Annotated in this window: 8 protein-coding genes; all 8 read left to right on the top strand. The window is 62.1% G+C overall.

The window, feature by feature from the left end; translation table 11 throughout:
• Positions 1 to 8 precede the first annotated feature (8 nt).
• The 8 genes from KWO_RS09910 (at position 9) to KWO_RS09875 (ending at position 21302) form a co-directional block, all read left to right on the top strand.
• On the top strand, positions 9 to 2381 hold the full coding sequence (locus tag KWO_RS09910; protein ID WP_017113508.1) for a methyl-accepting chemotaxis protein: 2373 nt from the start codon (positions 9 to 11) through the stop codon (positions 2379 to 2381).
• Between the two features lie 209 nt (positions 2382 to 2590).
• Positions 2591 to 4849: a methyl-accepting chemotaxis protein gene (locus KWO_RS09905; protein WP_017113370.1), complete on the top strand. Its 2259-nt coding sequence runs from the start codon at positions 2591 to 2593 to the stop codon at positions 4847 to 4849.
• A gap of 506 nt (positions 4850 to 5355) precedes the next feature.
• Positions 5356 to 7614: a methyl-accepting chemotaxis protein gene (locus KWO_RS09900; protein WP_017113509.1), complete on the top strand. Its 2259-nt coding sequence runs from the start codon at positions 5356 to 5358 to the stop codon at positions 7612 to 7614.
• 586 nt (positions 7615 to 8200) lie between these two features.
• Positions 8201 to 10312 (top strand): methyl-accepting chemotaxis protein, encoded by a 2112-nt coding sequence (locus KWO_RS09895; protein WP_017113510.1) that lies wholly within the window; start codon positions 8201 to 8203, stop codon positions 10310 to 10312.
• A 653-nt stretch (positions 10313 to 10965) separates the two neighbouring features.
• Complete coding sequence (locus KWO_RS09890) at positions 10966 to 13215, top strand: methyl-accepting chemotaxis protein (protein WP_017113917.1); 2250 nt, start codon at positions 10966 to 10968, stop codon at positions 13213 to 13215.
• Between the two features lie 107 nt (positions 13216 to 13322).
• Entirely contained in the window at positions 13323 to 15797 is a 2475-nt protein-coding gene (locus tag KWO_RS09885; protein WP_017113373.1) for a methyl-accepting chemotaxis protein, read from the top strand.
• 584 nt (positions 15798 to 16381) lie between these two features.
• On the top strand, positions 16382 to 18643 hold the full coding sequence (locus KWO_RS09880) for a methyl-accepting chemotaxis protein (protein ID WP_017113374.1): 2262 nt from the start codon (positions 16382 to 16384) through the stop codon (positions 18641 to 18643).
• Between the two features lie 406 nt (positions 18644 to 19049).
• Positions 19050 to 21302 carry a methyl-accepting chemotaxis protein gene (locus tag KWO_RS09875; protein WP_017113375.1) on the top strand — a complete coding sequence of 751 codons (2253 nt, stop codon included), beginning with the start codon at positions 19050 to 19052 and terminating at the stop codon, positions 21300 to 21302.
• Positions 21303 to 21460: the final 158 nt, after the last annotated feature.

Below are 21460 nucleotides of genomic sequence, written 5' to 3'. Positions count from 1 at the left end.
GTTGCACCATGAAAATCATGCACATGTTGGGCGTCCTGGTGCTGGTGGCCGCATTGGCGCTGCTCGCCTTGGGCGGCGTTGGCTATAACGGCCAACGCGGTCTGCTCGATGCGATCGCCGCACAGGTCATCTCATCCGACGCGCTGCGCAACCACATGCAGGCGGACATGATGCACGACGCGCTACGCGGTGATGTCACCGCCGCGTTGCTTGCTGCTTCTACGCAGGACGACAAAGCCGTTGCGGCCGCGCGCACCGCATTGGGCGAACATGCGGGCGAATTCCGCGAGTCGCTGGCAGCCAACAGCAAACTGCCGCTGGAACCTGCATTGCGCAAGGATCTGGATGCGGTGACGCCGGCACTTCAGGCCTATATCGCGTCCGCCGACCAAGTGGTGAAAGCTGCCGAAACGCATGCCGACAGCACAGCGGCTTACGCGGATTTCAACGAGAAGTTCGGCCAGCTTCAGACCCGCATGGGCACCATCAGCGAGCGCATCCTGGCCTTGAATGAAGCCAGCCGCCACCAGGCAGAGCAATACAGCCACCGCGTGATGTGGCAGCAAGGTGGTGCCATGGTGCTGGCATTCGTGTGCCTGGCACTGGCCGCCGGCTGGATTCTGCGCTCGGTGTTCGGCCTGCTCGGCGGCGAACCGCAGCTGGCCATGACAGCGGCGCAGCACATCGCCGAAGGCCGCCTGGACCAACCGATTCCGGTCGCCGCAAAACACAGCCGCAGCCTGATGGCCGCCTTGGCGCGCATGCAGCGCGACCTGCGCGAGCGTCTAGAGCGCGAACGCAGCATCGCGGCCGAAAACCTGCGCATCCGCACCGCATTGGATAACGCCTCCACCGGCATGTACATCGCCGACCCCGACCTCACCATCATCTACACCAATAGCGCACTGCAGAATTTGCTGCACACCTATGCAGACGATATCCATGCCTGCGCGCCTGCGTTCAATCGCACGGCCAATCTGGTCGGCCAACCGGTCTCGCTGCTGGAAGTCGGCAATGCACAGGACGCCGAGATCTATCAACGCCTGGATCGCCAGGGCGCTGCCCAACGCGAGGTGCACTACCGCGCAACCTGCATCACCCAAAACGTCTCGGCCATTCGCGACGATGCCGGTGCGCATCTGGGGTTTGTTTGCGAATGGCGCGACCGCACCGCCGAGGCACGTGTCGAAATCGACGTGGCCGACGTGGTGCGCAGCGCCGCTGCCGGCGATCTTTCCCAGCGCATCGATAGCGCTGGGAAACAAGGCTTTTTCCTGCAACTGGCGCAGCAGCTCAATGCCCTGCTCGATGCCAACGCGGTCAGCATCGCCGAGGTCTCGCGCCTGCTCAGCGCACTGGCCGATGGCGACTTGAGTGCGCGGATGCAGGGCGATTTCCATGGTGTCTTCGCCACGATGCGCGACGACGCCAATACCACCGCCGAGCAACTGGCGCAGGTGATCGGGCGTATCCAGCAGGCCGCCGGCAGCATCCACACTGCCTCCAGCGAAATTGCCTCCGGTAACAACGACCTGTCGCAGCGCACCGAGCAACAGGCGGCCAATCTGGAAGAAACCGCCGCGTCGATGGAAGAACTTACTTCCACCGTCAAACAGAATGCCGAGAGCGCACGCCAGGCCAACCAGTTGGCAATCGGTGCGGCCGGTGTGGCATCGCAGGGCGGCGCAGTGGTGGCGCAAGTGGTCACCACCATGTCTGGCATCGAAGTCTCCTCGAAGAAGATCGCCGAGATCATCAGCGTGATTGACGGCATCGCGTTCCAGACCAATATCCTGGCCTTGAATGCGGCCGTGGAAGCGGCGCGCGCCGGCGAACAAGGCCGTGGTTTCGCCGTCGTCGCCTCGGAAGTGCGCACGCTGGCGCAGCGTTCGGCCGGTGCGGCAAAAGAGATCAAACATCTGATCGACGATTCGGTGAGCAAGGTCACCGAAGGCTCGCAGTTGGTGCATCAGGCCGGCACCACCATGGCCGATATCGTGGCAAGCGTGCAGCGTGTCACCGACATCATGGGCGAGATCGCGGCCGCATCGCAGGAACAGTCCTCCGGCATCGAGCAGGTCAACCTCACCATCACCCAGATGGATGAAGCTACCCAGCAGAACGCCGCATTGGTGGAAGAAGCCACCGCCGCGGCGCGCACCATGGAAGACCAGGCCAGCCAGCTGGCGCAGGCAGTGTCGCGCTTTACGCTGGCCGATGCGCCGCGTTCGCTGGGTGCAATTCCTGCCGTCAAAAAACCCGTCATCGCTGCGGTTGGCAGGGCAAGCAAAACCAGCACACGAGCGCCGGCCACACGCAGACCAGCAGTGAGCACACCGGCGGCCACTGCCGGCAACGACAGCCAGTGGCAGGACTTCTGAACCATGTCTGCGCACAACTGCCGCCTTCACAGCGCGCAGTTGTGCGTGCAGCGGCGCATCCTCATGGCCGCTATTGCCGCTGAAACAGCGGTTTGGGCGCCCTTGGCTGGGCGGTTTCCTTTGATACCAATACTTCACAACTAAAGAATCCGACCTATCAGCCGTTAGCTCGCTGGACAACGTGTCTAGCAAATGCTTCGGAGGAAGTGATGAACAAGTTCAACGACTGGCCGATCCGCCGCAAACTGATGTTTGCGTTCTGCCTGAGTGCCGTGCTCACCGCATTACTGGGCGGCCTGGGTTTTTCGCGCATGAAGCAGATGCAGAGCGAAACCACCCTGATCAATCAGGACGTGGTGCCTGTGTTGAGCCGCCTGTCTGAGCTGCGTGGCTTCGCTGGCGAATTCCGTGTGTACGAAGTGGGCCAGTTCGTCAATCTCGAGGACCCGGAACGCTATGCGTATTTCTTCAAGCGCATGGACGAAATCCAGGCCAAGTACGCCGAAACCCAAAAGCAGCTGGATGCCAAGATCGGCCCGGCCTCGCCGTTGAAGGCCGAGTACGCCAAGCTGACCGATGCCAGCGCCCGCTATTTCGCGGCCAACCAGCAGCTGCGCAAGCTCTATGCAGAACCCGACCGCGCCGCCGCGATGGAGTTCTCACGCAAGCAATCGGGCGAGATCCGCAAGGAACTTTTCGCCTCGGTCGACAAACTGTATGCACAGCAGTCCAAAGCGCTCAACGACATGGTGGCTGCCAGCGCCGCCTCGTTCAAGCTCACCAGCGCCGTGCTGCTGATCGGCACCTTGCTGATGGCCGCCTTGTCGGTGACGTTTGGTTGGTTGATCGCGCGCAGCATCACCACCCCGCTCTCCAAGGCATTGGGCGCCATCCAGGCGGTGTCGCGTGGCGATCTGAGCGTGCAGGTCGGCAAGACCAGCAAGGATGAGATCGGCCAGATGCTGGACGCCACCGGTGGCATGACCCAGATGCTGCGTCGCTTTACCGATGAAACCGCGCGCATGTCGCACCTGCATGCTGCCGAAGACATCACCCACCGCATGCCGGAAGATTTCCCCGGCGTGTACGGCACGCTGGCTGGCGGCATCAACACGATGATCTTCGAGCATCTGGATGCCATCACCGATTCGGTGCGCATCCTCAATCAGTACGCACAGGGCGACCTGACCCAGGACGCACGCCGCCTTCCGGCCAGCCGCGCGATCCTGCACGAGGCGATGGACGCGGCCAAGGCCAGCCTGTTGTCGATCAACACCGAGATCAAGCAGCTGGCACAAGCTGCCGCCGCTGGCGATTTCAGCGCACGCGGCGATGCAACGCGCTTCAAGTACGACTTCGCGGTGATGGTGTCGGATCTGAATTCGATGATGGAAGTCAGCGACCGTAACCTGGGCAAGCTATCGCAGTTGCTCGGCGCCGTGGCCGAAGGCGACCTCACCGCACGCATGGACGGGCAATTCCATGGCGTGTTCGCACGTCTGCGCGATGACGCCAACGCCACCACTCAGCGTCTGACCGACATCGTGGGCCGCATCAAGCATTCCACCCTGGCGATCAACACGGCTGCGGGCGAAATCGCGGCCGGCAACAACGACCTGTCGCAACGCACTGAGCAGCAGGCGGCCAATCTGGAAGAAACCGCTGCCTCGATGGAAGAGCTCACCTCTACTGTCAAGCAGAACGCCGAGCACGCCCGCCAGGCTAACCAGCTCGCCATCGGCGCAGCGGGTGTGGCCTCGCACGGCGGCAGCGTCGTCGGACAGGTGGTCACCACCATGTCCGGCATCGAGACCTCGTCCAAGAAGATTGCCGAGATCATCAGCGTCATCGACGGCATCGCCTTCCAGACCAATATCCTGGCCTTGAATGCGGCCGTGGAAGCCGCACGTGCCGGCGAACAGGGTCGCGGCTTTGCCGTGGTCGCCTCGGAAGTGCGCACGCTGGCGCAGCGTTCGGCCGGTGCAGCGAAAGAGATCAAGGGCTTGATCGACGACTCGGTGAGCAAGGTGGCCGAAGGCTCGGCGCTGGTGAATCAGGCCGGTAGCACCATGGCCGAGATCGTCTCCTCGGTACAGCGCGTCACCGACATCATGAGCGAAATTTCTGCCGCCTCGCAGGAACAGTCGGCCGGCATCGAGCAGGTCAACCAGACCGTCACCCACATGGACGAAGCCACCCAGCAGAACGCCGCGTTGGTGGAAGAAGCCACTGCCGCCGCACGCTCGATGGAAGAGCAGGCGCAGCAGCTCACTGAAGCAGTGGCGCTGTTCCGCCTGTCGGCCGAGCTGGAAGCGGTGACCCGTGCCACGCCGGTGGTGCGCCAGATTGCCGCCAAGCGTCCGGTTGCACTCAGCAAGCCTGCCGCCAAGCCGCAGGTTGCGCGCCCGGCGGGCCGTGCCGCAGTGGCATTGGCACCGTCCAACGAGTCCGATTGGGCCGAGTTCTAAGAACCGCGCCGAGAGCGACTGCGCTCACCGCCAGGTGGGCGCGGCAGTTACTAGGTGCGACATGATCACACGTGCATCGCGGCTTTTACTCATGATCCGCAGCCCAATGACGATTCGTTACGTCCATCGCAGTTGCTCCGAACACCTTGCACGCTATCGAAATAGCCGCTGATGTTGAAGCCGCACTCTCCAAAGTGCGGCTTTTTTATTTCGTCACCTGCTTAAACAAACCCATCAGTACATTTAAAGTGGATTGCCAGGATATACTTTATAAATGAACAATATATTGAATTGTAGCGCCCGCATATTTTTCTAAAATAAAATTGATCTTCATTCAGTAAAGTTACACTTCCTTTCACGAGCCTGACTCGGGTTATATTTTTTTAATATCGAGATATTCAGAAAATACATGCCGGCGCCGTTACAGAGCGTAGCAAGACGTCAGCCCGCAACCAGCTGGCGTCACCGCATCACTCCCATCACGCAACGCTTTCAAGGATCCGGTCATGACCGCACTTCTTCAACGTTACAACGTCGGCCCACGCCTGGCCGCCGCATTCGCTATTTTGATCGTACTGTCGGGCCTAATTGCATTGATTGGCTATGGCGGTTTGACATCGTCCCGCGCGCTGCTGGAAGACATCGTCCATCAGAAGATGGTCAAGATTCGACTCTGTAACGACATGATGAATGCCAACTACATCATTGCCATGCAGGTGCGTAATGTTGTGCTACCGACCAGCGCTGCGGAAAACCAAAAATTCATTCAGAACGTGCAGGCTGCGCGCGCCGATTACAACAAGGCACGCGAAGCGCTTTATGCCATGCCTGCAACGCCGGCCGGTAAAGCACTTCGCGAACAGATCGACGAACGCCGCGCTGCGGTCAAGCCGCTCAACGACAAGGTCGTCGAATTGGTGCAATCCGGCAACAGCGACCAAGCCCAGACGTTCTTGCTACAGAAGGCTGCACCGGCCATGCAGTTATGGCAAGACAAGATCGCCGAAAACATCACGCGCCAGGAACGGCTTGCGGCCGAAGCCTCGATAGACGCGCTGAAGTCGATGGACAACTCGCGCAAGCTGCTGATCGGCGGCTCGCTGCTGGTGCTATTGCTGAGCGGTACGCTGGGCCTGCTGATTACCCGCAGCCTCACCCAGCCGTTGAGCCGCGCCACCCGCGCTGCCGAATCCATCGCCGGCGGCAAGCTCGATAACGACGTCGACACCCAGTTCAACGATGAAACCGGCCGCCTGCTCAAGGCGATGAGCAAGATGCAGCTGCAGTTGCGCAACCTGATTTCCGCGCAGACCGATATGGCAAAGCGCCACGACGAAGGCCAGATTAGCTTCCGCATCGCTGCCGACGCGTTCCCCGGTGAATACGGTCGCATGGCCAACGACACCAATGCGTTGGTCGCATCACATCTGGCCGTGCAGGCAGACCTGGCCCGCATCATGGGGCGCTATGCGATTGGTGAGTTGTCCGAAGACATGCAGGTACTGCCGGGCGAAAAAGCCGTGTTTACCGACACCATGGCGCAGGTCAAATCCAACCTGTCGGCGATGAATACCGAGATCAAGCATCTTGCGCAATCGGCGGCCAATGGCGACTTCACCGCGCGCGGCGATGCCGAGCGCTTTCAGTACGACTTCCGCGTGATGGTGGAAAGCCTCAACACCTTGATGGCCAACGCCGACGGTAACCTGCAATCGCTGTCGGGCCTGTTGCAGTCGATCGCTGCCGGCGACCTCACCGCGCGCATGAGTGGCGAGTTCCATGGCGTGTTTGCGCAGATGCGCGACGATGCCAATGCCACGGCCACACAGTTGGCCGAGATCGTCAGTGGCATCAAGGTCTCGGCAACGTCGATCAGAGGTGCAGCAAGCGAAATTGCCGCCGGCAATCAGGATCTGTCGCAGCGTACCGAACAACAGGCCGCCAATCTGGAAGAAACCGCTGCCTCGATGGAAGAGCTCACCTCCACCGTCAAGCAGAACGCCGAAAGCGCACGTCAGGCTAACCAGCTTGCCATTGGCGCGGCCGGTGTGGCCTCGCAGGGTGGCGAGATTGTCAGCAAGGTGGTCGGCACCATGAGCGGTATCGAGGCCTCGTCCAAGAAGATCGCCGACATCATCTCGGTCATCGACGGCATCGCGTTCCAGACCAATATCCTGGCCTTAAACGCCGCGGTGGAAGCCGCACGTGCAGGTGAACAAGGCCGCGGCTTTGCGGTGGTGGCTTCGGAAGTACGTACCCTGGCGCAGCGTTCCTCGGGCGCCGCCAAAGAGATCAAGGACCTCATCGATGACTCCGTGCAGCGCGTGGCCGAAGGCTCGGTGCTGGTGCACAGCGCCGGCACCACCATGGGCGAGATCGTGGCCAGTGTACAGCGCGTGACCGACATCATGGGCGAAATTTCCGCAGCCTCGCAGGAGCAGTCGGCCGGTATTGAGCAGGTGAATCAGACCGTGACCAATATGGATGAAACCACGCAGCAAAACGCCGCGTTGGTGGAAGAGGCAACTGCCGCTGCACGCGCGATGGAAGAGCAGGCCCAGCAACTCACCGAAGCGGTGGCGCTGTTCCGCCTATCGAACGAAGCGCAAACAGTCACCCGCGCTGTGTCTGTGGTGCGCCCCATCGCCGCTAAGCGCTTAGTTGCGGTGAGCAAGCAGGCAACCAAGCCGCAAGTTGCACGCCCGACGGCGCGTCCCACTGTCACGCCGGTGGCATCCAACGAGTCCAATTGGGCCGAGTTCTAACACTGCCAAGGCGAGTGCACCCACACACCGCGTCCGGCAACGAACGCGGTGTTTTTTTATGTGCAAACGCTGTTAGCGCAGAGGCATCGCCAAGCAGCACGCGGTTGGCTGCAGCAAGGCTGCATCAGCCTCGCGGACGCGTTTCCAGACTTCATCGATCCATCAGCCGCGCCTGCGTTGACGTCCTGCCCTGGTCTCGCATCGATAGTGTCAGCCTTAACGGCTGCCAGTTGCCGGCAGCACCGGTAGGGGCCGGTTTTTCCAACATAAACGCTCTCGAAATTGCATGATCAATTCGTGAAGAAGCTCTTCAGTACCTCGCGGTATCGCCGCTATTTAGGTCAGCGATGGGGCATGCACGCGAGCGCGAGAACGCCTCACTGCACCGTGCCCACAGCACCGTCGATTCCGGAGCGCCGCAAGGCAGCCCCACTACTCCTGTTGTTACCAGCTCAAGGCTCATTCGATGAAACAGCTAAGTCTTTCGACACAACTGGCACTGGGCTTCGGCACAGTTGTTCTTGTGCTCCTGATCGTTGCAACAGTGGGGATACGCGGGCAGTCCGAGCTGTCGGAAGCAGTGGCCATGAACGACCACACCTATCAGGTCATCGCCACCGGCCGCGCCATGTCCATCGCCACGGTCAATGTCGAGACCGGCGCACGCGGCTTCCTGCTGTCGGGGCAGGAAACGCATCTCACGCCCTTCAACAAGGGCAAGGCGCAGTTCGAAGAAGAATTCACCCGTGCCAAGACGCTGACCGCCGACAACCCGGTGCAGCAAGAACGCCTGCAGCGCCTGCATGCGGCGTATGAGCAATTCATGGGCTTTGAAGACAACTTGATCGCGCTACGTGGCAAAAGCAGCGACACCGAACTGTCTGCATTGCTCACTCAGTTCAAGGCTGGCCATGAACGTGCGGCGATGGGCCAGATCCGTCAGCTGCTGGTCGACTTCGAAGCACAGGAAAACGAATTGCTGGTCAAGCGCAGCGCGACATTGCAGGCCGCAAAGGCCCGCAGCCGTTGGTCGATGATCATCGGCAGCGGCATCGCCGTGCTGGTGGCGCTGGTGAGCGGTTGGTTGATCCGTCGTCGCCTGATCAATCGCCTTGGCACCGCCTCGCACGTTGCCGATTCCATCGCCGCCGGCAACCTGTCCATCAACGTGGACAGCACTGGCACCGACGAAACCGGCCGCCTGCTCGCCAGCATGAGCAAGATGCAGCAGCAGTTGCAGAAGGTGTTGCATGGCCAGCAGGAAATGAAGCGCCGGCATGATCAGGGCGAGCTGAACTTCCGCCTGGACGAGACAGCGTTTCCTGGCGACTTCGCCACCATCGTGCGCGGCAACAATGACTTGGCCGCTTCGCACGTGGCAGTGATGATGCGCTTGTCCCAGATCATGGGCCAGTACGCGATCGGTGACCTGCGCGAAGATATGGAAGCACTGCCCGGCGACAAGGCCGTGCTCAGCGACACCATGGCCAAGGTCAAGGACAACCTGTCGTCGGTCAATCGCGAAATCAAGCATCTCTCGCAGTGCGCCGCCAACGGCGACTTCAGCGCCCGCGGCGATGCCGACAACTTCCAGCACGATTTCCGCGTGATGGTGGAAAGCCTCAACACCTTGATGGCCACCGCCGATGGCAACCTGCAGTCGCTCTCGGGCCTGTTGCAGTCGATCGCTGCGGGCGATCTCACCGCACGTATGAGCGGCGAATTCCACGGCGTGTTTGCGCAGATGCGTGACGATGCCAATGCCACTGCCACGCAGCTGGCCGAGATCGTCACTGGTATCAAGCAGTCGGCCGTCTCGATCAAGGGCGCTGCCAGCGAAATCGCTGCCGGCAACAACGACCTGTCGCAGCGCACCGAGCAGCAGGCGGCCAGCCTGGAAGAAACCGCTGCCTCGATGGAAGAGCTCACCTCCACCGTCAAGCAGAACGCCGAAAGCGCACGCCAGGCCAACCAGCTCGCCATCGGCGCGGCCAAGGTGGCCTCGCAAGGCGGCGAGATCGTTAGCAAGGTGGTCCAGACGATGAGCGGAATCGAAGCCTCGTCCAAGAAGATCGCCGACATCATCAGCGTCATCGACGGCATCGCGTTCCAGACCAACATCCTGGCCTTGAACGCGGCGGTGGAAGCGGCACGTGCCGGCGAACAAGGCCGTGGCTTCGCGGTGGTCGCCTCGGAAGTCCGCACTCTGGCACAGCGCTCTTCGGGCGCCGCCAAGGAGATCAAGGACCTCATCGACGACTCGGTGCAACGCGTGACCGATGGCTCGGTGTTGGTGCATAGCGCCGGCACCACCATGGGCGAGATCGTGGCCAGCGTGCAGCGCGTCACCGACATCATGGGCGAGATCTCTGCCGCATCGCAGGAACAGTCGGCCGGTATCGAACAGGTCAACCAGACCGTCACCCAGATGGACGAAACCACCCAGCAGAACGCCGCGTTGGTGGAAGAAGCCACCGCCGCCGCACGTTCGCTGGAAGAACAGGCGGTTGGATTGACCGAGGCAGTGGCAGTGTTCAAGACCGAGCACGGCACCACCAGCAACGCCCGCACCGCACCTGTGGCCAAGGTGGCGCAGGCTGTGCGCGCCAAGCTGACCACCGTCGGCGGCACTGCTGCCGCCAAGCCACGCGCGTTTGCTGCATCGACGAATGCCGAGACTAGCTGGCAGGAGTTCTGACGGGCAAGATCGGCATCGGTGGGTAAGACCTACCGATGCCAACTGCACCAGGCGTCAGCTGCGCAGACAACAGCGTTTTGCGACACCGCAGGGCCCGATCGAACGTTTGCAATCTGCAGACGTTTTATCGGGCCCGCTTTGTATTGATCGCCCGACCGGCAATGCGCCGCAGGCCGGTCGCAGCCTGGCGGGCGTTGGCCTGCCGCCAGAGAACTCGCCCGCCGGCCGATGCAACCGGCTCTCATCGGCCAGCTGATCCTTTTTAGATCAATCACTTATCGATACGCACTTGAAGCACCTGCAGCGAAGCAGCGCTTCGGGTCTGTATCGACGCGCGTGCCAGGTGCCCTTCCCTGCCCACGCCGCTTCGTGGTCCCTCGCAGCACCAAACGGCCGGCCCGCATCGTCGAGGGTCGCCCGCTCATTCCGTGAACGATGCCAGCTATAACGAAAGCTAAATAGCGAACTCAAGTATAGGACGGGGTCGCCGTTACCTGCCCTGCAATCGGGACGGAGCCGACGCTCGCCACCAGCGCGAGCGATAGACGTCGCGGGGTCGTCCCGAGATTGCAGCGGGTGCCGAGCGTGATCGCGAGGCCGCCGCTGTTGCACCGGACCGCCTCCTTCTCCCGCCTTCCTGGCAGATATTTTTCATGATCGGTTTTCTCCAACGCTATAACGTCGGCACCCGCCTTTCCGCCGCGTTCGGCTTCCTGATCCTGCTGTCCTGCGGCCTGGTGGTCGCTGGCTTGATGACCTTGGCGCAAGCGCGCGAGCAGATGGACTCGATCGTCAAGCGCAACATGACCATCCTCGAATATGTCAGCGAGATGCGCAGCGCCAGCTCGGCCATCGCGATCAACCTGCGCAACATCGTCCTGCCGACCACGCAGGAAGAAAACGTCGGTTTTGCCAAGGTGATCGAGGAAGAGCGGCAGCATTACAGCCAGAACCACGACAAGCTCTACGCACGCCCGCCGTCCAACGCCGCCGGTGCGCAGATGCGCCGGCAGATTGATCTTGCGCGTGAAAAAGCGCGTGTTGCTAATCAGCAGGTGCTGGACCTGAGCATGAACGACAAGCCCGATGAGGCACTCAAGGTGTTGATGCAGCAGGCTGTACCGGCGAACCAACAATGGCAGGCCGCACTCGATGCGTACGCCGTGCGCCAGCGCACCCGTGGCGCAGCTGCCTATGCTGATGCCAATATCGCGATGGATCATGGCCGGGCGTTGCTGATCGCCGGCGGCATTGCGGTGATTGTGGTCAGCAGCCTGCTGGCCTGGCTGATCACCCGCAGCCTGATCCAACCGTTGAGCCGCGCCACCCGTGCCGCCGAGGCTATTGCCGAGGGCCGCCTGGACAGCGACGTGCACACCACCGCAACCGACGAGCCAGGCCGGCTGCTCAGCGCCATGGCCAAGATGCAGGCGCAGTTGCAGCGTTTTTCCAGCGAAACCACACGGATGATCGAGCTGCACGCCGACAAGGATATGGCGCACCGCATGCCGCAGGACTTCCCCGGCGTCTACGGCGATCTGAGCAAGGGCATCAACACCATGATGTTCGAGCACCTGGACGCGATCGTCGATGCGATCGCAGTGCTCAACGAATACGCCCACGGCGACCTGCGCCGCGACGCACGCCGCCTGCCGGGTAGCCGCGCAGTGCTGCACCAATCGATGGATGCGGCCAAGGCCAGCCTGCTGGCGATCAATACCGAGATCAAGCGACTGGCCAGCGCGGCCGCGGCCGGCGACTTCAGCGCACGCGGCGATGCGCAGCGGTTCGAGCACGATTTCCTGCGCATGGTGCAGGACCTCAACGCGATGATGGAAGTCAGCGACACCAGCCTGAGCAAGTTGTCGGCACTGTTGCAGTCGATCGCCGCAGGCGATCTCACCGCACGCATGAACGGTAATTTCCACGGTGTGTTCGCCACAATGCGCGACGACGCCAACGCCACCACCGAACAGCTCACGCGCATCGTCGGGCGGATCCAGAGTGTAGCGAGCAACATCAGCGCAGCCACCAGCGAAATCGCTGCCGGCAACCAGGATCTGTCGCAGCGCACGGAGCAACAGGCTGCGAATCTGGAAGAAACTGCCGCCTCGATGGAAGAGCTCACCTCCACCGTCAAGCAGAACGCCGAAAGCGCACGTCAGGCCAACCAGCTCGCCATCGGCGCCGCCAGTGTGGCCTCGCAGGGCGGCGAGATCGCCAGCAAGGTGGTCGACACCATGAGCGGAATCGAAGCTTCGTCCAAGAAGATCGCCGACATCATCTCGGTCATCGACGGCATCTCCTTCCAGACCAATATCCTGGCGTTGAATGCCGCAGTGGAAGCCGCGCGTGCCGGCGATCAGGGCCGCGGCTTCGCGGTGGTGGCCTCGGAAGTGCGTACCCTGGCGCAGCGTTCGGCCGGTGCAGCAAAAGAGATCAAGGGCCTGATCGACGACTCGGTGAGCAAGGTGGCCGAAGGCTCGGCGCTGGTGAATCAGGCCGGCAGCACCATGGCCGAAATCGTCTCCAGCGTGCAGCGCGTGACCGACATCATGGGCGAGATCTCCGCCGCCTCGCAGGAGCAGTCCTCGGACATCGAACAGGTCAACCAGACGGTGACCCAGATGGACGAAACCACCCAGCAGAATGCGGCGCTGGTGGAAGAAGCCACGGCTGCCGCACGCGCACTGGAAGAACAAGCGGTCGGATTGACCGAAGCAGTGGCGGTCTTCAAAACCGATAGCAATGACGCAGCGCCTGTCTCGCGTGCGGCACCGGCCCGCCCGGCAGTGACGCCCGCGCGCAAGGCGGCCGTCGTTGCGGGCGGTCGCGCCCCGGCAACCAAGCCGCGCGCAGTGGTCGCTGCGCCCAGCAACGACAGCAGCTGGCACGAGTTCTGAGCAAATCGCCAGCACTGAATGAACCGGACTGGTCGGCAGCAATGCCGACCAGCTAAAGGTATTTAAGGCGTCAGCCGATAGCCTGCTTACGTCCAAGAGAAGTACTGATGACCACCTCACCCACGCTGTTGCCGCAGACCGTTCCAACTTCGCAACGTCGCTGGACCAGCCGCTGGGATGACCTGGCCATCGCCAGGAAACTCGGCATCATCGGCGTGCTCGTGTTGGCGGGGCTGGTGATCCCGGTGCTGCTCTACAGCGGCAAGCTCAACGAAAGCGTCGCCATCAGCAGCAACGAATTACGCAGCTATGCGCCGCTTGGCCAGATGCTGGGCCTGATCACCGACCTGCACGGCGCACATGTGGGCACCGGCAGCGCGGCCAGCGACGCGGCACAGCGCGCCGAGCGCGATCTCACCCAGTTGCTTGCCACCACTGCCACCTTGCCTGGCTTCGAACGCAGCCAGAAGGAATTGCTCGCACTGCAACAGCGCCACGTTGCCGGTGCTACCGCCGAAGGCTATGCCGCTGTAAGCGAACAGGCCTTCGCCGCACTCGATGCATTGCGCGACGACAGCCAGTTGGTCTACACCCCATATATCGAGAGCTACCACCTGGTGGTGTCCACGCTGATCTACAGCCCCGATGCTACCGAATCCCTAACCCGTCTGGACGCCGCCAGCGACCCGTCGCAGGCGGGCGACAGCCGCGCCATGCTGCGCGAGCAGCTCGATCAACTTGCCCGCAACCATGTGCGTTTCCGCCATGAGCTGGACAAGGCAATGGGCCTGCTGGAACAGCCCGACCCTGCCCTGGCCGATGCCGCCAGGATCGAAACCACCCAGGCAAGCGCGGCACTGGCCGCACTCGGTACCGCCCTGGACGGCAGCGATGCCAAGGCAGACGCACAGTGGAATGCCGCGCTCGGTGCGCTTGGCCAGACCATGCGGGACCTCAGCAAAGTCTCGCTGCAGGCGCTGCAGCGGCAATCCGAACGTCACCTGGTCGACGCACGCAACGCGATGTGGCAAGCGATTGCCGGCCTGTCGGTGCTGGCGCTACTGATCGCCGCGCTGGGGTGGTACACCTTGTCGCGCCTGACCCGTAACGTGCGTCGCGCCGCTGCAGTCGCAGCCAATATCGCGCAGGGCCAGCTAGACGATCATGTCGTCGCAGCCGACCGCGACGAAACCGGGCAACTGCTCGACACCACGCGCCGCATGCAGGAACAACTGCAGCGCGTGCTGAGCGCGCAAAGCGACATGGCGCAGCGCCATGACGCCGGCCAGATCAGCTTCCGGATGCAGGCAGACAGTTTCCCCGGTGCTTACGCCACCATGGTGCGCGACACCAATGCGCTGGTTGGCTCGCACATCGCGGTCAAGATGAAACTCGCGCAGATCATGTCGCGCTACGCCATCGGCGACCTGAGCCAGGACATGGACCGTCTGCCCGGCGAAAAAGCCGTGCTCACCGACACCATGGATACCGTCAAGGCCAACCTGTCGGCGATGAACAGCGAGATCAGGCTGCTCGCGCAGGCCGCAGCCAACGGCGACTTCAGCGTACGCGGCGACGCACAGCGCTTCCAGTACGACTTCCGCGCGATGGTGGACAGCCTCAATCAATTGATGGCCACTGCCGATGCGAACTTGCAGTCGCTCTCGACCGTGCTACAGGCCATTGCCGCAGGCGATCTCACCACCCGCATGCACGGCGATTTCCATGGTGTGTTTGCGCGCATGCGCGACGACGCCAATGCCACCGTGACCCAACTGGCCGATATTGTCGGGCGCATCCAGCACTCCACCGCTGCCATCAACGACGCCGCCAGCGAAATTGCGACCGGCAATCAGGACCTGTCGCAGCGCACCGAACAGCAAGCGGCCAATCTGGAAGAAACCGCGGCCTCGATGGAAGAACTCACCTCCACCGTGCGTAACAACGCCGAGCATGCGCGCCGTGCAAACCAGTTGGTGGTGGGCGCAGCCACGGTCGCCTCGCAAGGCGGTGCGGTAGTCGGCGAGGTCGTGGGCACCATGGCCGGCATCCAGGCTGCGTCCAAGAAGATCGCCGACATCATCAGCGTCATCGACGGCATCGCCTTCCAGACCAATATCCTGGCCTTGAACGCCGCAGTGGAAGCCGCACGTGCCGGTGAGCAAGGCCGTGGTTTTGCAGTGGTAGCCAGTGAAGTGCGCACGCTGGCGCAGCGCTCGGCCGGTGCGGCGAAAGAGATCAAGCACCTGATCGAAGATTCGGTCAGCCGGGTCGAACACGGCAACCAGTTGGTGGGCCAGGCCGGTCGCACCATGCAGGAGATCGTCGATTCGGTGCAGAACGTTACCACCATCATGCACGAGATCAGCGAGGCCTCGCAGCAGCAGTCGCAAGGCATCGAACAAGTTGGCCAGACTATCGCGCAGATGGATCAGGCCACCCAGCAGAACGCCGCCTTGGTGGAAGAAGCTACTGCCGCCGCCCGCTCGATGGAAGAACAGGCGCAGCAATTGCGCGATGCGGTCTCTGTGTTCCAGCTGCAGGCCGTGCCTGCGCGCAGCGGCTTGGGTCGCGCTGCCTAAGCAATTCCTGGCAGCTTGTGCATCGGGACGCTGCGCGAGCGCAGGCGTCCCACACCGGCGAGTTGCCCGCTGCCTGCATCGGTCAGGCAGTTGCGCCACCACGGCACATCACCTAGGCGCACGTGTGTCGTCGAGTGCAGTTAGCAGAACTCTTCTGCAAGTGCGCAGCCGCACGATAGGCGCTGCGCCATGGCATGGGTGCACACGAACCGCCAGGCTGCGTGCAATCTCCCACACCTAAAGTCCTGCTCTGAGTGCGTGAGGAAGAAGTGAGTGCGCGCATATCGGGCACCGCCGAAATGCCCGTTTGACAGGGGTTTCGAGGGGGTTGTGCACACCACCCTCACCTCGGTGACGCCTACCCATACGCTTCGGACCTGGCGAGTTCAGCCGCAATGCTTGCTGCCGTTACCAATTCCAAGCATGCATACCTGCCCTGCAATCGCTGATGTTGCGACCGTTGTGTCGCACGTCGCGATGGATCGGTTCGAAGCAGGCCCGCATCGACGCCACCAACGTACCCAGTACGCCACCGCGCCGAGCGCATCGCCCCTTTCCTGCCCATCGCTCTCGAGATCTCAACCATGATCGCTCTTCTTCAACGCTACAACGTCGGCAAGCGCCTGACCTTTGCCTTCGGCACGCTGATCCTGCTGTCCTGCGCCCTGGTGGTCGCCGGCCTGTATACGCTGGCGCAGGCGCGCCAGAGCCTGGATACGCTGACCAACCGCAACATGGTCATCGTGCAGCGCCTGCAGGAAATGAATAACGCGGTGTCGGTCATCGCGGTGCAGCTGCGCAACGTCGTGCTGCCGACGCCAGACGACGAAAATCAACACTTCGTGTCGATCATCGAAGAGCAGCGCCGCATCTACAAAGACGCACACGACAAGCTCTACGCCTTCTCGGCAACGCCTGTGGCCCAGGCGATTCGCGACAAGATCGATGCCAACAACAAGACCGCACGCGCGCTCAACCAGCAGGTGATCGATCTGGACCTCGCGGGCAAGACGGCCCAAGCCATGCCCCTGCTGTTGCAGCATGCCGCACCGGCCACGCAAGCGTGGCAGGACGCGCTGTTGGAATATTCGGCGCTGCAGCGCCAACGCGCCCAGGAAGCCAATGCAGTCGCCACCACGGCGATGACCCGCGGCCGTGCCCTGTTGATCGGCGGCGGCCTGGTGGTTGTGCTGATCAGCTGCGTGCTCGCATGGCTGATCACCCGCAGCCTGGTCGTTCCGCTGACGCGTGCCACCCGCGCTGCAGAAGCCATTGCCCAGGGCAAGTTGGACAACGACGTCAGCGCGCAGTCCAATGACGAAACCGGCCGGCTGTTGCACGCCATGGACGGCATGCAGGGACAGCTGCGCAATCTGATTTCCGCACAGCTGGGCATGGCCAAGTGCCATGAAGAAGGCCACATCAGCTTCCGTATGGACGCCGCCGCATTCCCGGGCGACTTCGGCCGCATGGCTAATGACACCAACGAGCTGGTGTCCGCGCACATCAAGGTCAAGATGCAGACCATCCACCTGATCGAGCGTTACGCCATCGGCGACCTGTCTGAAGACATGCCGCAACTGCCCGGCGAAAAAGCCGCCATCACCGCGGCGATGAATCAGGTCAAGCACAACCTGGGCACGATGAATACCGAGATCAAGCAGCTGGCGCAGGCTGCGGCCAATGGTGATTTCACCGCGCGCGGCAATGCCGAGCAGTTCCAGTTCGATTTCCGCATCATGGTGGAAAGCCTCAACACCTTGATGGCCACCGCCGATGGCAATTTGCAGTCGCTCTCCAGCCTGCTGCAGTCGATCGCCGCCGGCGACCTCACTGCACGCATGAGCGGCGAGTACCAGGGCGTGTTTGCGCAGATGCGCGACGACGCCAATGCCACCGCCGAACAACTGGCCAGCATCGTCGGCCGCATCCAGGTCGCAGCCGATGCGATTGGTCTGGCGTCGGGCGAAATCGCCTCCGGCAACCAGGATCTGTCGCAGCGCACCGAGCAGCAGGCCGCTAATCTGGAAGAAACCGCTGCCTCGATGGAAGAGCTCACCTCCACCGTCAAGCAGAATGCCGAACACGCTAACCAGGCCAACCAGCTCGCCATTGGCGCCGCTGCAGTCGCTTCGCAAGGTGGCGATGTGGTGGCCAAGGTGGTCACCACCATGTCCGACATCCAGGGCTCGTCCAAGAAGATTGCCGAGATCATCAGCGTCATCGACGGCATCGCGTTCCAGACCAATATCCTGGCCTTGAACGCCGCGGTGGAGGCAGCGCGTGCTGGCGAACAAGGCCGTGGGTTTGCGGTGGTGGCTTCTGAAGTGCGCACGCTGGCGCAGCGTTCGGCCGGTGCCGCCAAAGAGATCAAGCACCTCATCGATGACTCGGTCGAACGGGTTACCCAAGGTGCAACGCTGGTCGATCAGGCCGGCACCACCATGGCCGACATCGTGGCCAGCGTGCAGCGCGTGACCAACATCATGGGCGAGATTTCGTCCGCCTCGCAGGAACAGTACGCGGGTATCGAACAGGTCAACCAGACCGTCACGCAGATGGACGAAGCCACCCAGCAAAACGCCGCCTTGGTGGAAGAAGCCACTGCCGCGGCACGTGCGATGGAAGAACAGGCGCAGCAGCTGACCGAAGCGGTAGCGGTGTTCAAGGTGGCTGCGCATGCACCGGTGGCACGTCAGTTGTCGGCCATTGCCAGCGCACCGGCCAATGCCCGCTTCGCACCGCGCCCGGCTGCACGCGTCACCCCAGCGGCCGCAGCGCCACGTCACAGTGTTATGAGCAGCGCCGCATCGAATGCAGATTCGGGCAATTGGCAGGAGTTCTGATCGCCTGGGAGCCCGATTGCGAAGGTAGCATCGCCACGACAGTCCGCCGCAAACGGCTGCCGTGGCGATGCGAATGCCGCTCAGGTGCGCAGTGGAGGCGTGTGACGTGTGCAGAGCATGTGAGTAGTAATTTCGCGCCTGATTTTTGCCATCAAGCGAATTGCTGAAAACAGCAATTTTCAACGGATGAAATGCATAAATTTGCCTAGTGTCGGAATACCGCCGCGGTTATCAGCACGCGCCCATCACTTGCCTGAGAACCCGCTTTACCAGCTCGCCTAGCCCGCTCAATTGACTGCAGGCCACGCCGTTACTAGTGGGTGTGATGACAAACAGACGCGAGCGCCGCGCGCCTTGCTGGCCTGTCGACGTAACCGCCTCCCACCCTCTTGAGCCGAGCGATTCCATGACTTCTCTTTTACTGCGTTTCAATGTGGGGCCGCGTCTGGCTGCCGCCTTCACCGTGTTGATCCTGCTCTCCGGTTTCATCGCCTTTATCGGCTACCGCGGCCTGAACTCCGCACAGGATCTGGTGGATGACTTGGTGCACAACAACATGACCAAGATCCGCCTTTCCAACGACATGATGAATGCCAATTACGTCATCGCTGCAGAGCTACGCAATGTCGTGTTGCCGACCAGCAGCGAAGACAATCTGAAATTTATCGCATCCATCAAGCAGGCACGCGCCGACTACACCAAAGCGCACGATGCGTTGTATGCGATGCCGTCTGTGCCACAGGGCGACGGCATCCGCGCCGAGATCGACGGTCTCACACCGAAAGTGCGTGAAATGAACAACAAGATCATCGACCTGGTGATGTCCGGCCACAGCGACCAGGCGCTGCCGCTGCTGCTTACCGAGGCCGCGCCCGCACTGAAGAAATGGCAGGACAAGATCGGCGAGAACATCACCCTTCAGGACAAGCTCGCCTCCGAAGCGGCAGATGTAGCGCTGCAATCGATGGCCGATTCGCGCAAGTTGCTGGTCGGCGGTTCGCTGCTGGTGGTGCTGCTGAGCGGCACCCTGGGCTTGCTGATCACCCGCAGCCTCACCCGGCCGCTGAGCCGCGCGACCCAGGCTGCTGAGGCGATTGCCGAGGGCAAGCTCGACAACGCCGTGCACAGCGATGCCAGCGACGAAACCGGCCGCCTGTTGCAGGCCATGGACAAGATGCAGTCGCAGGTGCGTAACCTGATTACCGCACAGCTGGACATGGCCAAGCGCCACGATGCCGGCCAGGTGAGCTTCCGCATGAATGCCGATGCATTCCCAGGTGATTACGGCCGCATGGCCGGCGACAACAATGCGCTGATCGACAGCCACATCCAGGTGACCGCACGCCTGGCGCAGATCATGGGCCGCTACGCGATCGGCGACCTTAGCGACGACATGGACGCCCTGCCCGGCGAACAAGCCAAACTGACCGAGACCATGGCGCAGGTCAAACACAACTTGGCAGCAATGAATCAGCAGATCAAACAGCTGGCGCAAGCCGCTGCGGCTGGCGACTTCAGTGCACGTGGCGATGCAGCGCAGTTCCAGTACGACTTCCGCATCATGGTCGACAGCCTCAATCAACTGATGGCAACCGCCGATGGCAGCCTGCAAGCGCTGTCGGGCATGTTGCAGGCGATTGCCGCGGGCGATCTGACCGCACGCATGGACGGCGATTTCCAGGGCGTGTTCGCACAAATGCGTGACGACGCCAATGCCACGGTTACGCAATTAGCCGGCATTGTTGGGCACATCCAGACTTCGGCAGTGTCGATCAATTCGGCCGCCAGCGAGATCGCTGCAGGCAATAACGACCTATCGCAACGTACCGAGCAGCAGGCTGCCAATCTGGAAGAAACCGCGGCTTCAATGGAAGAGCTCACCTCCACCGTCAAGCAGAATGCAGAAGGCGCACGCCAGGCTAACCAACTCGCGATCGGCGCGGCCAGCGTGGCCTCGCAAGGTGGCGAAGTGGTCGGCAAGGTCGTCGACACCATGGCCGGCATCCAGGCTTCGTCGAAGAAGATTGCAGACATCATCAGCGTCATCGACGGCATCGCGTTCCAGACCAATATCCTGGCATTGAATGCCGCAGTGGAAGCGGCGCGTGCCGGGGAGCAAGGTCGTGGCTTTGCCGTCGTGGCCAGCGAAGTGCGCACGCTGGCGCAGCGTTCGTCCGCTGCCGCCAAGGAGATCAAGGACCTGATCGGTGATTCGGTGCAGCGCGTGACCGATGGCTCGCAGCTGGTGGACCAGGCCGGCCGTACCATGGCCGACATCGTGTCTTCGGTGCAGCGCGTGACCGACATCATGGGCGAGATTTCCGCTGCGTCGCAGGAGCAATCGGCCGGCATCGAGCAGGTCAATCTCACCGTTACCCAGATGGATGAGGCCACCCAGCAGAATGCTGCGCTGGTAGAAGAAGCCACCGCCGCTGCGCGCGCAATGGAAGAACAGGCGCAGCACCTCACCGAAGCGGCTGCGGTGTTCAAGGTCGATGCGAACGCGCCAGTGGCACGCAAGTTGTCGGCGATCGCCAGTGCAGCTGGCAACCAGCGGCCGGCAACACGCCCCGCTGCACGTGCCGCGGCAACACCACGCCGCGTTGTGGCAAGCGCGTCCACGTCGACCGTTGACGCTGGAAATTGGCAGGAGTTTTAAGCGACTCCACTGCACACCACCGGTCGCCGGCAGTCGGCGACCGGCACAGAACAGTCGACTGCTTGCAGTCGCATCCTCCACCGTACCCATTTCCCCAGGCAGTCGCAGCTGCCGATATGCGTTCCACGCAACACCGTTGTCAGCAACACAGAACGATT

This window comes from Xanthomonas vasicola pv. musacearum NCPPB 4379, from assembly GCF_000277895.2.
GTDB classification, from domain to species: domain Bacteria; phylum Pseudomonadota; class Gammaproteobacteria; order Xanthomonadales; family Xanthomonadaceae; genus Xanthomonas; species Xanthomonas vasicola.
Note: the sequence above shows the minus strand (reverse complement) of the source record. Positions and strands in the feature narration are given on the sequence as shown.

What these genes read in the sequence shown, in the direction of transcription:
- KWO_RS09895 (WP_017113510.1), top strand. Translation starts at nt 8,201, where the DNA reads ATGAACGACCACACCTATCAGGTCATCGCCACCGGCCGCGCCATGTCC.
- KWO_RS09890 (WP_017113917.1), top strand. Translation starts at nt 10,966, where the DNA reads ATGATCGGTTTTCTCCAACGCTATAACGTCGGCACCCGCCTTTCCGCC.
- KWO_RS09900 (WP_017113509.1), top strand. Translation starts at nt 5,356, where the DNA reads ATGACCGCACTTCTTCAACGTTACAACGTCGGCCCACGCCTGGCCGCC.
- KWO_RS09880 (WP_017113374.1), top strand. Translation starts at nt 16,382, where the DNA reads ATGATCGCTCTTCTTCAACGCTACAACGTCGGCAAGCGCCTGACCTTT.
- KWO_RS09875 (WP_017113375.1), top strand. Translation starts at nt 19,050, where the DNA reads ATGACTTCTCTTTTACTGCGTTTCAATGTGGGGCCGCGTCTGGCTGCC.
- KWO_RS09885 (WP_017113373.1), top strand. Translation starts at nt 13,323, where the DNA reads ATGACCACCTCACCCACGCTGTTGCCGCAGACCGTTCCAACTTCGCAA.
- KWO_RS09910 (WP_017113508.1), top strand. Translation starts at nt 9, where the DNA reads ATGAAAATCATGCACATGTTGGGCGTCCTGGTGCTGGTGGCCGCATTG.
- KWO_RS09905 (WP_017113370.1), top strand. Translation starts at nt 2,591, where the DNA reads ATGAACAAGTTCAACGACTGGCCGATCCGCCGCAAACTGATGTTTGCG.